This window comes from Urbifossiella limnaea, from assembly GCF_007747215.1.
In the GTDB taxonomy this organism is placed as follows: domain Bacteria; phylum Planctomycetota; class Planctomycetia; order Gemmatales; family Gemmataceae; genus Urbifossiella; species Urbifossiella limnaea.
The window spans coordinates 3,290,462-3,305,813 of the sequence record NZ_CP036273.1; the positions used below are offsets into that span (position 1 = coordinate 3,290,462).

Annotated in this window: 11 protein-coding genes; 6 read left to right on the top strand and 5 right to left on the bottom strand. The window is 70.9% G+C overall.

Annotation, left to right across the window (positions count from 1 at the left end; genetic code table 11):
- Positions 1 to 23: 23 nt before the first annotated feature.
- The 4 genes from ETAA1_RS13460 to mgtE all read left to right on the top strand — a co-directional run bounded on the left by ETAA1_RS13460 (position 24) and on the right by mgtE (position 6,798).
- Positions 24 to 1,061, top strand: a complete 1,038-nt coding sequence (locus tag ETAA1_RS13460; RefSeq protein ID WP_145238920.1) for a KpsF/GutQ family sugar-phosphate isomerase — start codon at positions 24 to 26, stop codon at positions 1,059 to 1,061.
- 1 nt (position 1,062) lies between these two features.
- Positions 1,063 to 1,608 carry a KdsC family phosphatase gene (locus ETAA1_RS13465; RefSeq protein WP_145238923.1) on the top strand — a complete coding sequence of 182 codons (546 nt, stop codon included), beginning with the start codon at positions 1,063 to 1,065 and terminating at the stop codon, positions 1,606 to 1,608.
- Positions 1,609 to 1,623: 15 nt separating this feature from the next.
- Positions 1,624 to 5,229: a hypothetical protein gene (locus ETAA1_RS13470; RefSeq protein WP_145238926.1), complete on the top strand. Its 3,606-nt coding sequence runs from the start codon at positions 1,624 to 1,626 to the stop codon at positions 5,227 to 5,229.
- 138 nt (positions 5,230 to 5,367) lie between these two features.
- Positions 5,368 to 6,798 (top strand): magnesium transporter, encoded by a 1,431-nt coding sequence (gene mgtE / locus ETAA1_RS13475; RefSeq protein ID WP_145238929.1) that lies wholly within the window; start codon positions 5,368 to 5,370, stop codon positions 6,796 to 6,798.
- A gap of 7 nt (positions 6,799 to 6,805) precedes the next feature.
- Here mgtE and purN read toward each other — a convergent pair whose 3' ends face one another.
- Complete coding sequence (gene purN / locus ETAA1_RS13480) at positions 6,806 to 7,435, bottom strand: phosphoribosylglycinamide formyltransferase (protein WP_145238932.1); 630 nt, start codon at positions 7,433 to 7,435, stop codon at positions 6,806 to 6,808.
- An 89-nt stretch (positions 7,436 to 7,524) separates the two neighbouring features.
- Between purN and ETAA1_RS13485 the strand changes: the two genes are divergently transcribed.
- On the top strand, positions 7,525 to 11,448 hold the full coding sequence (locus tag ETAA1_RS13485; protein ID WP_145238935.1) for a hypothetical protein: 3,924 nt from the start codon (positions 7,525 to 7,527) through the stop codon (positions 11,446 to 11,448).
- Positions 11,449 to 11,505: 57 nt separating this feature from the next.
- Here the strand turns inward: ETAA1_RS13485 and lptE are convergent, their stop codons facing one another.
- Genes lptE through recO form a run of 3 tightly spaced genes read right to left on the bottom strand, consistent with a single transcriptional unit; the run spans position 11,506 to position 14,166 of the window.
- Positions 11,506 to 12,165: an LPS assembly lipoprotein LptE gene (gene lptE / locus ETAA1_RS13490; protein WP_145238938.1), complete on the bottom strand. Its 660-nt coding sequence runs from the start codon at positions 12,163 to 12,165 to the stop codon at positions 11,506 to 11,508.
- A 15-nt stretch (positions 12,166 to 12,180) separates the two neighbouring features.
- Complete coding sequence (locus ETAA1_RS13495; RefSeq protein WP_145238941.1) at positions 12,181 to 13,416, bottom strand: tetratricopeptide repeat protein; 1,236 nt, start codon at positions 13,414 to 13,416, stop codon at positions 12,181 to 12,183.
- 27 nt (positions 13,417 to 13,443) lie between these two features.
- Positions 13,444 to 14,166 carry a DNA repair protein RecO gene (gene recO, locus ETAA1_RS13500; RefSeq protein ID WP_145238943.1) on the bottom strand — a complete coding sequence of 241 codons (723 nt, stop codon included), beginning with the start codon at positions 14,164 to 14,166 and terminating at the stop codon, positions 13,444 to 13,446.
- Between the two features lie 75 nt (positions 14,167 to 14,241).
- Here recO and pdxH point away from each other — a divergent pair, with 75 nt between their 5' ends.
- Complete coding sequence (gene pdxH / locus ETAA1_RS13505; RefSeq protein ID WP_145238946.1) at positions 14,242 to 14,880, top strand: pyridoxamine 5'-phosphate oxidase; 639 nt, start codon at positions 14,242 to 14,244, stop codon at positions 14,878 to 14,880.
- Between the two features lie 7 nt (positions 14,881 to 14,887).
- On the opposite strand, the gene ETAA1_RS13510 is transcribed toward pdxH, so the two are convergent.
- Complete coding sequence (locus ETAA1_RS13510) at positions 14,888 to 15,343, bottom strand: hypothetical protein (RefSeq protein WP_145238949.1); 456 nt, start codon at positions 15,341 to 15,343, stop codon at positions 14,888 to 14,890.
- Positions 15,344 to 15,352 lie beyond the last annotated feature (9 nt).

The following is a 15,352-nucleotide window of genomic DNA, read 5'->3' on the forward strand; positions in this document are numbered from 1 at the left end:
CCCACCCGGCACAGGGACGTGCCATGCCGACCCCGCCCGCCGACCGCCTCGCGTTCGCCCGGGACGTGCTGCGCGCCGAGGCCGCGGCCGTCGCCGGCGTCGCCGACCGGCTCGGGGCGTCGTTCCTCGCCGCCGTCGAAGCGCTCCTCCACTGCCGCGGCCGAGTCGCCGTCGTGGGCGTCGGCAAGTCGGCCGACGTGGGGGCGAAGATCGCCGGCACGCTCAACTCGACCGGCACCCGCGCCTACACCCTCGACGCCACCCGCGCCGTTCACGGCGACCTGGGCATGGTTCACGCCGACGACGCAGCGCTGCTCCTCTCCCACAGCGGTGAGTCGGACGAGATCGTCCGTCTGATCGGGCCGCTCCGCAAACTCGCCTCCGCGCTCGTCGGCGTCACCGGCAACCCAGCCGGCACCCTGGCCCGGTGTGCCGACATTGCGGTGGTGTACGGCCCCGTCCAGGAGGCGTGCCCGCTGGCGCTTGCCCCGAGTTCCAGCACGACCGTCATGCTCGCACTCGGCGACGCGGTCGCGTTCACGCTCCTCCAAGAACGCCGCTTCACGGCCGAGGACTTCGCCCGATACCACCCGGCCGGCAGCCTCGGCCGCCGGCTTGCCACCGTGTCCGACGTGATGCGGACCGGCCGCGAACTCCGCATCGCCCCCGCCGCGGCGACCGTCCGCGAGGTGTTCGCGCGGGTGCATCACGAGGGCCGCCGCACCGGTGCCGTGATGCTCGTCGACGACGCCGGCCGACTCGCCGGACTGTTCACCGACAGCGACCTGGCCCGGCTGTTCGAGGCCCGCCGCGACGGCTCGATGGACGAGCCGGTCGAACGGGTCATGACGCGGGCGCCGGTCGTGACCGGCGTCGGCGCACGGGTCGGGGAGGCGCTCGACATCCTGCGGGCGCGGAAGTTCAGCGAGCTGCCGGTCGTGGACGACGACGGCCGGCCCGTCGGCATGATCGACATCACCGACCTGATCGGGCTCGCGCCGCCGTCCGTTCCGGCGGAAACTCGCCCGCCGCTCCGCCTCGCCGACCGCCGCAGCGCGTAGGATGCACCACTCTCCCCCGGCACTGATGCCCGACCTCGCCGCCCGTGCCGCCCGAATCCGGCTGCTGCTCCTCGACGTGGACGGCGTGCTGACAGACGGCCGCATCGTGTACTCCGACGACGGCACCGAGGTGAAGCGGTTCCACGTCCGCGACGGCTCGGGGTTGAAGTTCTGGCGCGACGCCGGTAAGCGGGCTGCGATTGTGTCGGGCAGAAGTTCCGCGGCCGTGACCCGCCGCGCGGCTGAGTTGGGGATCGCGCCGGTGCTGCAGGCGCAAGCGGACAAGGTGCCGGCGTTCGAGCGAGTGCTGGCCGAGGTCGGCGTGTCGGCCGACGATGTGTGTGCGATCGGCGACGACCTGCCGGACCTTCCCGTGCTGTTGCGAGCCGGATTGGCCGTGGCGGTAGCCGACGCGGCACCCGAGGTTCGTTCCGCGGCCGATTACGTGACCGCGGCGCCGGGCGGGGCCGGGGCGGTCCGCGAAGCGATCGAGTGGCTGATGACGCTGACCGGCGAGTGGCAGCGGGTTGTCGCGTCGTTCCGCTGACGGGGGCAAGCGATCGTGTGGACGCCGCGGCGGGTTCTGCTCCTTCTCGCCGGTACCGCGCTGTTCGCCGCGGTGTACGGGGCGTACGCCGGCGCCCTCGGCTGGATCGACGGCCTGCCACAACTCCCGGCCAAGGCGCTGGCCCGTTCCGACGGTACGTTCCGGCCGCCCGAGCGGCCGGTGCTGCCGACGGTGCAACTCCTCCGCGAGGCGTTCGGCCCCGGCTGTGAGGAGGAGAACACCACCACCTACGCAAACCAGTTCACGTTCAAGAGCGGCGACTCGTGGGTCGTCGTGGCCACCGGGCGGGTGCCGAACCCGGACGGCAAGTCGGTCACGCTCAGCCCGTTCAGCGTCGCCGTGTTCGGGAAGCCGAAGCCGCCGCACCTGCGGGCGCCGGGCGAGGTGTCCGAGGTCAGCACGTTCCACGCCGACAAGGCCGTGCTGGAGTTCGACCGGGTCGTGACGGGCCTGGCCGACATGGTCAAGGCGAAGGTGCTGCGGCTCGAACTCGTCAGCGACCCCGAGGCGACGACCGCGGACAAGCGGCGCGGCCTCGTCCACATCACCAACAACCAGCGCACCTCCGACCCGAACCGGTCGCTGGTGGTGCGGACGCCCGGCCCCGTGTTCTACCGCGACCCGAAGAACGCGGACCGCAAGGCCGCCGGCCCGGACGTGTGGACCGACGCGGCGATCGAGGTGGTCGATAAGCAGAACCTGCCGCGGGCCTACGGCGCCCCGGCGCCGCCGACGGCGACCACGCGGGCCAAGGATTTGCAGGACGCCGGAGTCGTGCCCGACATCCTCTCCGGCCGCCGCTTCCCGCCGCCGACGGTGACGGCCGTCGGCCTCAAGGTGTTTCTCGAAGACAAGGACGCGAAGCTCGTCGCGGTCAAGAAGGGCTCGGCCGGCTTCTCCGGCGTCCGCCGCCTGGAACTCGGCGAGAAGGTGCTGCTGAACCTGTGGGTGGACGCGCGGCAGTCCGTGATGGCGAGCCCCGGAGGGGCGACGAGTCCGCTCAGCGTCGTCGAGGAACCGCCGGCCGCGGCCGCGGTCGTCGGCGGGCTGTTCGCGGCCGTCCAGTCCGTCCGCCGGCTCGACCGCGCGCTGTTGCAGATCGAGACGCTCGGCCCATTCGCTTACGACGCGGAGAAGAACGTCGGCCGGTTCGACGTGGTGCCCGCGGCCGAGGCGGGGGTGCAGGATTACGTGCAGGTCCACAAGCTGCCGCCGCGGGGCGGGACCCAGCGGTTGTTCAGCCAGGTGCTCGAGATCGAGTTCAACGGCCCGCCGACCGGCGGTAAGGCGCCCGAGCCGAAGGCGGCCGGGGCGGGGCCGTCGTTCAAGGAGCTGCGGGCGTGGACGTACACCCCGGGCCGACTCGTCATGGTGTCGTCCGACGCGGACCGGCTCAACGCCTTTGGCACGAAGTTGGTCCACGACGAGACGTCCAACAAGTCGGTGCTGACCGGCGCGCCTCTGACGGCGATCCGCGGTAACGAGGCGCGGGCCGACAAGAAGGAAGCCGGCGAGAGCGTGCTGACCGCCGGCGCCGCCGGCCGCCCCGCGACGCTCACGATGACCAGCACTACGACAGGCGCGAAAAAGTCCACGGCGGCACTGATCGAGGGCGCCGGCACGATGAAGCTGTTCGACCCGAACAGCGGCACGCAGTCGGTTGAGGCGGCGTGGGCGCAGTCGATGTCGCACACGCGCGAGACCGCCCAGAACCGCGAACTGGACCTCCTCACGTTCACTGGCGCCGCGTCGTTCGACGATCGCAAGGCTGATTTTTGGCTGAAAGGGAACGTGCTGAAACTGTGGCTCGACCCGGCTGCGGGCCAGGGCGGCGGCCAACCGCTGCCGCACCAGGTGCAGGCGCTCGGCGACGTGTCGAGCCACTCGACGGACTACGACATCGAGCGGGCCGACCACCTCAATGTGGTATTCACGGAGGGCGTGAACACCCCAACCGTGCGGCCCGCGGCGCCAACTCCCGCGGCTCCGGCACAGCCCGTCACGGCGCAACCGAATTCGCCGACTCCAGCCCCCGCGGTCGCGTCCGCACCACAGCCGAAAGAGGAGCCGCGGCCGAAACCGCCAATCCGCATCCGCGCCCGACTCATCAACACAACCGTCGAGCGGGTCGCCTTCAAGAACGACTTCGAGGGGCTGGACCGGCCCGGCACGAAGATGCCCGGCCTCTCGCCGTCCGACCCGGTGTCGCGGACGCCGACCGGCGGTACGAAGTATCAGCTGAAGCACGTCAGCTGTGAGGGGAGCGATAAGGTTCGCGGCCAGGACGCGCCGCTCGTCCACCAGGACCCGACCGACCCGGGCAAGCAGCCCCGTGGCATCGACATCTACGGCACGAGTCTGCACCTCGACCAGACGCCGGACGGCGCCGTGATGACCGTGACCGGCGAAACCGGCCGTCCGGGGCAGGTGCACCACGAAGGGATGTCCGTGGTCGGCCCGAAGGTCGTGATCGACCAACTGCGAAACCGACTGTCCGTCGAGGGGGGTGGGTCGCTGGCGATGCCCGTGGGGAGTACGCTCGCCGGCAGCGAGCCGCAGAAAGCCCCCGTGGCCGCCGGCAAGAAGGACGCGCCGCCCGCGCCGCCCATCGTGATCCACTGGCGCGACGAAATGCGGTTCGAGGGGGCGCTGAAGACGGCGGAGTTCATCGGCCGGGTGCGGACGATTCAGGGTGAAGCGTCGGTGGTGTGCCACACCATGCAGGTGTTCTTCGACAAGCCGGTGGTGTTCAACCCGGCCCGCCCGGCGGGGGCCACCCCCGGCCCGCGCGGCGACGCGAAGATCGATCGCGTGTACTGCTACAACGCCCCGGGTGACGCCCCCGACGAACCACGCGACGCCCACGAAGTGCATTACACCGAGGTGCAGCGCGACCCCACCGGCCGGCTCACGAAGTGGCAATTCCTCCGCTCCGCTTCGCTGGAAATGACGGCCAAGACTGCGGACGCCCCCGGCCAGGAACCGTATCAGCAGCTACTCGCCACCGGTCCCGGCGAGGTCCGCATCTGGCAGTACGGCGAGAAGAACGTCTCTCGGGCGCAGCCCTCCACCCAACCGATGACACCCCCCGTCCGCCCCGCGCCGGCCGAGGGTGAGATGAAGCTCACCGTGGTGAAGTTCGCCGGCCGCATGGTGGCCAAGGACAAGGGCCGGCTGTACCAGGAGGCGGAGTTCTTCACGGAACAGAACGGAAGCGCGCCGATCGAGGTCGTCCACGCCCCCGCGTCCGAGCCCGGCGCCGCGATCGCACCGGCGAACCCGCCGGTCGGCACCGTCACGCTTCGGTGCGCCGAGCGGCTGGTGGTGTCCACCCACCGCCCGGAGGGGCAGCCCGCGGCCCAGCGGATGGATGCTTACGGGAACGTCTTCATTCGGTCCGACGAGTACGACGGCTGGGGCGAGGTGGTGAATTCGGACGGCCGGTACGTCACGCTGTCGGCGGCCGGCAACGCCCTGGCGCGTATCACCCACCGGTTCAACGGCAGCGGCAACATCGCGCGGCGGATCGTTTACGACCGGGCGACCGGCGACTACCGCGTCACCGAGAGTGCAGGGGCAACGATCCAGCCGCCCCGCTGAGCCGCGCGGGGGTGGGAGGGCGACGGGGTGACACCCGGGTGTCACCCCGTCGCCCTCCCACCCCCGCACCCCTTCACGGGTTCCCCGTCACGTCCCACAACACACCAGTAGGCTTACAACCTCCACTAGGAGGGGCCGATGCCGCACCCGCTGTTCACCCCCGAAGTCCGGATGATGCTCCAGGAGCGGAGCGACGCCGGGCTGCGCGAGTTTTGCGAGTCGCTCCATCCGGCCACCGTCGCCGAGGCGCTGGACGACGACTTCACCCCCGAGCAGGTGTGGGAGGCGATCAGCCACGCCGACATCCGCACCCAGGCGTCGGTGTTCGAGTACCTGCCGCCGGCCCGGCAGGTCGAGATGATCGAGAAGGCCCGCCCGCAGGTCGGCCAGCTGCTCGGCAAGATGTCCCACGACGACCGCGTCGATCTCGTCCGCCGCCTCCCGGAGGACGTTCACGAGAAGCTGCTCCGGCTGGTGGACGAGGCCGACCGCCGCGACATCGCCACCCTCGGCCAGTACGGCGCGGACACCGTCGGCGCGATGATGACGACCGACTACGCCTGGCTCCCCGGCACCCTGACCGCGGCCGAGGCCATCGACCAACTCCGCCAGCAAGCCCCCGACCGCGAGACGATCTACTACGTGTACGTCCTCGACGAGGCGGCCCGGAAGCCCGACGGCACGCTCGCCCCGCGGCGGCTCCTCGGCGTGGTGTCGCTGCGCGACCTGATCCTCGCCCCGCGGCACGCCCTGATCCGAGACCTGATGGAGAGCGAGGTCGAGGCCTTGCGGTACGACGAGGACCGGGAGGCGGTGGCGAAGCTGTTCGCGCGGTACGACCTCATCGCCGTGCCGGTCGTGGACGACCGGTTCGGCCTCCTCGGCATCGTCACCCACGACGACGTGCTCGACGTCGTCCAGGCCGAGGCGACGGAGGACTTGCAACGACAGGCCGGCGTCGGCCGTATCGAGGGGACCTACCTGGAGGCGTCGTTCCGGCAGGTGTGGCTGAGCCGGGCCGTGTGGCTGGTGTTTCTATTCCTCATGCAGATGGTCACGATCAACGTGATGGCCCATTACGAGGGAAAGCTCGACGGCGGGGCGGGGCGGCCCGACGGCCGCGGGCTGGCGTTCCTGATCGTGTTCATCCCGCTGTGCCTGTCGGTGGGCGGGAACGCCGGCTCGCAGGCCTCGACGCTCGTAACCCGTGCGCTGGCGCTCGAACAGATTCGGGCGCGGGACTGGCTGCGGGTGTTCCGCCGGGAACTGCTCATGGCTCTCGCCCTCGCCGCGGCGCTCGGCGTCCTTTCGGTCGCGCGAACGTACTGGTTCACGCCCACGGACGTGCTGGTGAAGGTGCCCGACGACGGGTTCTGGAGCCTGGTGTGGGTGGTGACGTTTTCCGTCATGGGCATCTGCCTGACCGGCGCGCTCGTCGGCGCTATGCTGCCGCTCGGAATCAAGTCGATCGGGTGGGACCCGGCACTGATGTCCGGGCCGCTCATCGCCACGCTGTCGGACGTGCTCGGCATCATCATCTACTTCAGCATCATCGGCCTGTTCTTCTGATCCCCTTTCATCCCTTTGCAGCAGTCCCCTGGCCCGAGACGATCACGCGCCTCCCCTCGACCCGCACCAGGCGGTTGGCGATCAGCCGCACCGCCTCGGGGTAAGCCTCGCACTCGGCCGCGGACACCCGCGCGGCGAGCGAGTCTGGCGTGTCCTCGCCCAGCACCGGCACGCACTTCTGTACCAGCACGGGGCCGGTGTCGTAAGTGTCGTCGGCGAAATGGACGGTGCAGCCGCTCACCTTCGCGCCGTAGGCCAGCACTGCCTCGTGGACGTGCCGGCCGTACATGCCGTGGCCGCCGAACGCCGGTAGCAGCGAGGGGTGGATGTTCAGCACGCGGCCGCGGTAGTCGGGTGGGATCGGCAGGAGGTGGAGCCAGCCGGCGAAGCATACTAGCTCGGGGGCGAAGCCGCGGGCGGCGTCCCACACGCGCTCGGCGAACCCCGGCCCGCGTGCCGCCACCGTCGCCGGCACGCCGGCCCGCCTCGCCCGCTCGACCCCGAACGCGTCCGACCGACTCGATACCACGCCGACCACTCGGGCGGGGAGTGAGCCGTCCGCGCAGCGATCCAGTAGGTTTTGCAAGGTAGTGCCGCCGCCGCTGACGAAGCAGACGAGGCGCAACGGGTCGGGCATCGGGGGCCGCCGGGCTTGGGGAATCGACGCGGGTGTTTTATGCTATCAGGGAACGGGGTTGACCCCCGGGCGAAAGGACCGACCCGCGGATGGACGGCATCTACCCCGAGCTGGCCCGCCGGACCGACCCGGCCAAGCTCCTCGGCTACCTCAACTTCTCCGACGGCCGCCCCGACCCCCGCTTCCAGAAGGGGCTCGCGGACGGTTACGCGCTGCTGCACGAGCACGGCGACGCCGCGCCGTGGCTCACGCTCCTCGACTGGCTCGGCCGAACACTTGGCGACCTGGCCGCGTCCGGCGCCGCCGCGTTCCGCGACACCGCGCAGGCCTCCGGCGTTCTCGCCGCGGCGGTGCTCCTGCCGCAGGCGTACCGCGACCACCACGCCGACCTGCTCGCCCACCAGCCGGACGCGGAGCTGTTCACGCCGTTTTTCCTGGCCCGCGGCTTCGAGGCCATCCTGCGACACGGGGCGCCGTGGGACGTCGCAGGTGCCGTCCGCGCGCTGAACGACTTCGTCGGCTACCGGCCGATAGCCGTCCTGGAGACGCGCCCGAACACGGACTTCTACCCGCACGAGAAGGTGCGCCCGATCCCGCTCTACCTCAAGGGCGCGGGCGTTGCTCCGGGGCGCTACGCCGACCTACTTCGGCCGGCTCTCGAACTTCTGGCGCAGACCGCGCCCGAGCTACTGGACGAGGCCTGCTTCGACCCCGAACGGATGGACGAGCTCGCCTTCGACCCGCGCGCCCACGACCACTTCCATCCAATCAACAAGCGGCCGAACGTGCTGTTCGGTGAGTGGGACCCGCACACCATCGACGCGAAAGGGTTCTACCGGCGGTTCGTGCTACGTCAGATGACCCTTGACACGCTCTTGACGTGGGTTCACCCGCCGGCTGGCGTGGCTGTCGGTGACCGCGGCGAGCGGCTGTTCGAGGCGTCGGCCGTACTCGCCGGAACGATCCTGATGGGCGCCGGCGTCAGTGGCTCCGGGCCGACTACCTACGACTCCACAGTCACGTTATCGAAGCTCGTGCCGCGCATCGCCCGCTACCGCGACGGGTTCTACAAGAAACTGCTCGCCAACCTCCCGGGCGCACACGGCGACCGACTTCGCGAGGAGGCGGAGACGCGGAAGCAGCCGTTCGCCGGGGTCCGGCAGTACCTCAACCAGGCCATCGCCACCCAGCGCGCGGCCCACCTCCAAGACCGTCGACTCGCGCAGTTGTTCGGCGCGATGGGCTACCCGTTCGCGGCCCGGGAGCAGGCGAAGAAGATTGCCGCGCCCGCGGTCCGCGTCGGGACCGAGGTCCGCGTCCGGCAGACGGAAGCCGACTTCGCGACCGACCGCGGCGAACTCGATGAAGCGGCCCGGCTGCTCGGCGAGGTCGAAGACCTGCTGCGCCGCGGCATCGACTGTGGGGCCGTACTCGACCCGTGGAACGTGCTCGGCTACCAGGGGCTGTTCCCGATCTTCCCCGGCCGCGAGGATACCGTCCGCGACCCGCGCGCGGAGGAACTGATCCACACCGTCGGTCGGCAGTTCGACCTGTACGCGAAGGCCGTCAGCGCGGCCGCGGTCGCCGGCGACTCCACGATCCACAACCGGCTCGACCGGGCGATGCGCGCCCTGGCCGAGTGGTGGGACCGATTCGCCACCTGCACCGTGACCGACCTGCCGCGCATCCACGGCGGCGAACGCGCCGACGCCGCCGGGCACGTCGCCGCGGCCCTGGCGGCGTGGTCGAGGCGCGACCCGGGCGGGAACGACCTGGCCTTCTGGCGTCAGCACCGCGACGGCTTCACGAGCCCCGCCGCGTTCGCGCAGGTGATTGCCGCACTGCTCCGCCACGAGGAGTGGAAGGCCGGCATGGGCCTCCTCATGACGTGGCTGTCCGAGAGTGACGCGGTGCCGCTCGAAGACCCGTCCGCGTCGTTCGACGACTTGGCCGAGAGGTGGCTGACCGGCGTCGTTGGAACGACTACCTTTCCGCCGGCCGAGCGCGCCGCGCTCGTGCGCCGCTTCTTCGAGCTGTTGGAGGTGAACGCGGAGGACAAGTTCACGCCCGCCGATGAGTGGCTGCCGGGTGTCGTGGCCCCTCACGATGAGAATGACGAGGACGATGAGGACGACGACACGTTCGCGTCGGCCTACGAGGGGATGACGTTTCAGGACTCGGCCGACGACGGCGAGGAGGGTTCGGTCGCGGACGGCGCCCCGCAGTCGGTCGGTGACTTCCCGCTGGAGGGCGAGGCGAATGACCTGGAAACCCGGCTCAAATTCTTCCACATGGTCGCACGGCTCTGGCGCGTCGCGGCCCGCCCGGAAGTGTGGGGCCGCGGCGACCCGGCCGCCCACGACACGCTCGCCGGCTGGCTCGGCTCGGCTCGACGCAGCCGGGCGGCGTTCGCGCGATTCCTGGATCGGGTGCGCGAGATCGCCGTCCCCGAGCCGATCGGCGGGCACGAGGGGATGATCGAATTCGACCGCCGCCGCGCCCTGAAGGGACACCTGCTCGATCTCGGCGTCGCGACTTGTGTCGAAGCGGGGCGAGCGGCACTGGCGCTGTCCGCCGTACTCGCCGCGGGTGGTGAGCTGCCCGCTCCCGGCGGGGCCACTCCCGAGGCGGCCGACGACCCCGCCGCACCGCCGGACTGGGAACCCCTGCTGATCCCGGTCGAGCGCGCCGTGGCGACGCGAGACGCGGCTCAGGTGCGGCGGCTGTTGCCGGCGTTCGTCGCCCGTTTCCGCGGCGAGCCGCTCCTGTACTGCCCGCCGTCGGACGGGGGCCAACCCGCCCCGGTGCTCCGGGCGCAGACCGCGCTGCACGCCCTCGAGGACCTGCTGACGCGGCTGCCCCGGCTCGGCCTACTCCGCGAGACGTTCCACCTCACGAAGCTGGGCCGCACGATGGAGTGGAACAGCCCGCCGACCGGCCGCCGGGTCAGTAGCTTCGACCAGTTGTTCCGCACCGCCCTGGTCGGCGTCGTCGACACCCTGTTGGCGTCGGCCCCGGCGTGGGGCAAGGACGGCGCCCCGGACGGCCCGCTCGCCGCGATGCTGTTCCGCATCGCCGACGAGTTCCAGAAGCTGTGGGTCGAGCACAGCCAGTCGCTGCGGCTCTCGGTGCTGGAAGCCGTGACCGACGAGGCCGACTGGGAGGCGGTCCGCGGGTTCGTCGCGCGGTACGGCAGCGACCTGTTCACGGTTCCGTTCCTGGGCCTGTCGAACATGCGCGGCATCCTGGCCCGCGGCGTGGGGCCGTGGCTCGACCACGAGGCCGAGTTCGCCGACCCCGACCGCCGCCCACGGCTCGTGGACGACTGGGAAGAGGGGAAGCTCGACAAGCCACGGACGGCGCGCGCGGCGGAGTTGGTGCTGCAGGCGCTGGTCGAGCACTACGACGAGTACCGCGACTACAACACCACGACGACGCAGAGCGACTACGGGGAGAACATCCACATCCTCCTGGACTTCCTGCGGCTGAAGGTGAAGTACGACCGCGCCGCGTGGCGGATGCGGCCGTTCGCGCTGGCCCACGAGGTGCTGTGCCGCCGCGGCCAGGACGTGCTCGCGGCCCGCTGGCGCGAGACGATCCAGGGCCGCACGCAGAAGCTCGCCGAGGAACTGCTCGAGGAACTGGGCAAGCGCGAGACGCGCTACGCGGTCCGGTTGCGGACCGTGCGCGACCGGCTCGAGGAGCGGTTCCTCCTGCCACTAGAGATCGACCGCGCGGCGGCTCAGGTCGGCCCCGCGGCCGAGGCGGCGAGGGCCGGCGAGGCCGAGGACGGCCCGGCGTTCGTGCGGCTGCTCGTGGCGATGTCGCCGTTGCGGGACACGGTCAGCGGCGTGGGGCTGGAGGTGCCGGTGTGGGTGCGGCGGCTCGAGGACGCGTTGCGCCAGTCGCGCGACCCGGACGCCGCGGACGCGGCCGACACGGTGCCTCTGCCGCTCGACTTCGCGGATCTGAAGAAGCAAATCCAGGAGTGGGACCGGCCGCTGGGGGAGTGAGAGGGCTGGGTATCGGCGGCGGCGGTGCTACGCCGCCGGCTGTGAAATCCAGTTCCGTCACCACGGCTTTTCCATCATCGACACGATCTGAATCGCCATCGCGTTCACGGCCCGCTGCTCGGCCGTCGTGCTCGATTCGCCCAACTCGGGCAGCTCGCGGCCCGTCGCTACCAGCCGCGTCGGAGGGGCAAACTGCACCACCTCCGGGGGCGGCGGGGTGGGATTGGTCGGGTCGAACACCGGTGGCGCGTCGCCCGGAATCACCGGCACGCCCGCCGGCCCCGGCTGCCGCCCGCGCTTCGGCGCGGAGAGAATCTCCCCGCTCCGCAGGTCTCGCCACAGCACGTCCACGCTGAGCACCAGGTCGGCTTCGCGGATCAAGTTCTGAAGATTACGATTCAGCACCGACTTGTCGATGCCCACGACGTTGGCCTGCAACTCGGTGTCCGCCCGCTCCGGGTCGGAAACCACTTTGAACCGCGTCCGCCGGCCGATTTCACGGACCACGGCACGCTGCAGATCGAGTTCGAGCCCGCGGTACGGCCCAGTCTGGAACGCCCGGTTCGTAAATGTCGGGACGTACACCGTGTGGATGTTGCAGTCGTAGAGGGCGTCGGCACCGAGCTTGTAGCCGAACACGGTCGGCGCACCGCCCTGGCAGCCGACGGCCACGGCGAGGACGATGACCCCGCCGACGGCGGGGAGCGTGCGGGTCATGCGGGCCTCGCCGGGTCAGGGGGCGGCGTTATAGCCGGGCAACGTCGCGGGCTGCCTGACGGGGGCCGTCGGGGCGGCCGTCGGCGCGTCCGTGGGTAGAGCCTCGGGCTGCACCACGTTCGGTCGGCCCATCAGTTCGTCCCACTTCGCTTGCAGCACACGGATGGGATCGGTCCCCGGCGGCGTGCGGCCCTCGGCGATCGTCCGCATCAGGAATTCTTTGCGCTCCGTGGCCAGGTCGGCGTAACGGGTGCCGGCGTAGCGACGGCGGACGAGTTCGTAGTAGAACACGGCCGAGCCGGGGTGCCCAGTCCGCTCGTAGAACCGGGCCGTCTCAAAATCCTTCTCGGCCTGCTGGAACCGGATGGCGAAGCGGGCCCGGGTCATCCGCTCGGCCATGGCCGGGTCCTGGGTGATCTCGGGCACCGTCGCCTCGGCCATCTGAACGAGGTGGAGCGCCTCCGCGCACTTGCGGCCGTCGTAGATGGCGCCGCCGGTGGCGTTGTTCTTCGCCTGCACGGCGTAGGCGATGGCCTGCGGCCGCCACCGGCTGTCCGGGTGGAGCTCGACCAGCTGGCTGAAGAAGTGGTCGGCCTCGTCGAAGTTGCCGCGGACGAAGTTGACGTAGCCGCACCAGAACAGCGCCGTGTCGGCGGTCGGGCCGGTCACGTCGTGGGTGTGGATGTTCTCCAGCACCTCGGTCGCCCGCCCCTCCTGCACCAGGAACGGCCGCGACTTGTCGAGCGGGTTGTTCCACTTCGGCGTCCACCGCATGACGCCCTTCTCCCCGGCCGCGGTGCGTGTGGTGATCTCGTCGCGGAAGTCGTCGAGCCAGTAATCGGAAATCTCGAACATCCGGGCGCACGCCTCGCGGCGGTGGGCACCGGTCGGGAAGTCCATCAGCAGGCGGTGGTAAGTGTCGACGGCGCGGGGGTAGTTGCTCTGCATCCGGTCGCACTCGGCCTGCATGAAGCGGGCGCGCTCGGCGAGCGTGGCCGGGTTGCCGGTGTTGTCGGCGAGCCGCTTGAACTTGTCACGGGCGTCGGCGTAGTTGGCGGCGGTGAACTCGCCCTCGGCCTCGGCCAGCTTTTCTTCGGCGCGGGCGTCCTCGTAGCTCTTGGAGAAGCGGAATTCGGCGACCCGCTCCTTGAACTTGGTGAAGCCCTGGCAGCCCGGGGCGACGAGGGCCACGGCCAGCGCCCCGGTGAGGAGCTGGAGCCCGCGGCACACCCGCCCGGCAGCGTCGGCCATGACCTCTCCCCCGTTTCCGTTCGGTCGCTACCGGTCGGTGAGGAACCGGTGCATCCGCGGCCGGCGGCCGAGCACGAAGCTGACCACCTGCCCGAGCACCGCCCGCACTTCCGCCCGCACCGGCTCGGCCACGACCCCCGTGGCGATGGCCCGCAGGGCGTCGCCGGTGAGCGGCCGGCGGTCCGGCTGGCTTGGGCTGCACGGGGTGCAGACCACTCCGCCGGCGGCCGGGCTGAACCACACCCGCGTCACGCCCCCAGGCACGGCCTTGCCGCACCCGGTACACACGTCGAGCCGCGGGCGATAGCCGAGTTCCTTGAGCCAAACAAGCTCGAATCGCGTCACCGCGTCGACCGGCGACTCGCCCGGTTCGCCCAACTTCCGCAGCGTGTCGAGCGCGGCGTCGAACAGCTCGGGGTGCGGGTCGTAGTCCTGCGTCCCGTCGGACAGCAACTCGGCGACGTAGTACCCGGCGTTGAGCGCCGCCAGGTTCTCGCGCAGGGCGGGGAACTGCTCCTCCATCCGCGCCTCGGTGAGCAGGTCGAGCCCGCCCTGGGCCTTCCGCAGGAACACGACGCGGCACACGGTCAGCAGGTCGAACGAACAGTCGAAGCTACTCTTGAGCCGACGGCCGCCCTTCGCCAGGCCGCGCAGCTTGCCGAACTCGCGGGTGAACAGCGTCGTGATCCGGCTGGTCTCGCTCCAGTCGGTGCCGCGGACCACGAGTGCCAACGCCTGCTCGGCCGCCATCGCTTCCCCCGGGGGTCGTTCCGTGATAGCACAGTAGAGGGGCGCGGCGAAGCCCGCCCGGCACGGAGAGGAAGCATGGCGTCACTCGCGGACCTGCGGCAGGAGTACAGCGCCGGCGGCCTCTCGGAGGACGACGCCGGTCGCGACCCGTTCGCGCTCTTCCGCCGCTGGCTCGATCAGGCCATCGCCGCCGGTCTGCCGGACCCGAACGCTTTCACACTCGCCACCACAACGCCCGACGGTTGGCCGTCCGCGCGGGCCGTGTTGCTGAAGGGCCTCGACGAGCGCGGCTTCACCTTCTTCACGAACTACGATAGCCGCAAGGGCCGCGAGCTCGAGGTTAACCCGCGTGCCGCGCTCGTCTTCCTGTGGCAGGCGGTCGAGCGGCAGGTGCGTGTCGAGGGTACGGTCGAAGTGGTGAGCGCGGCGGAGTCGGACGAGTACTACACGGTCCGCCCCCTCGGCAGTCGGCTCGGGGCGTGGGCGTCGCCGCAGAGCGTGGTGATCGCCGGCCGTGAGGTGCTGGAGCAGCAGCACGCCGAGTTGACGGCTCGCTACCCCGACGGAAACGTGCCACGGCCGCCGCACTGGGGGGGCTACCGGGTGCTGCCGCGGGTCATCGAGTTCTGGCAGGGGCGGCGGAGTCGGCTGCACGATCGCATCCGCTTCACGCGCGGCGGTGACGGGTGGGTGCGGGACCGGCTGGCGCCGTGAAGGGTGGCTACTTCTTCAACATGCACGGCCGGGCCATCACGGCCACGATCAGCGTCTCGCCGTCGCGGGTGCGGTGCGGAGTCACTACGGGGAAGAAGCGGTCGCAGGTGCAGGTGTACGTCACCTCGCCGAGCCCCGGCGGGCGGATCTTCAGCGCCACCCGGCCGTTCTCGTCGCGCGGCCGCTCCACCTTCACCTCGAGCTTCTTGCCGTCCACGAGATCGAAGCGGACGCTGTCGCCGGGGGCCACGGACTTCGCTTCCGAGGCGTGGAGCTTGAAGCCAGTCAGCGCCGCGTCGCGCTTCTGCACTTCCTTCGCCAGTTCGACGAGCCGCTCGTCCACGCTCTTATTCGCGCGGGTGGCCAGCACCGTGACGACGGTGATGCGCACCGGCTGGTCCGGCGCCGGCTGGCACTCCCGCGGCGCACACACCGCCACGAACAGCCCGGCCACGGCGAGCATCGCAGGCTC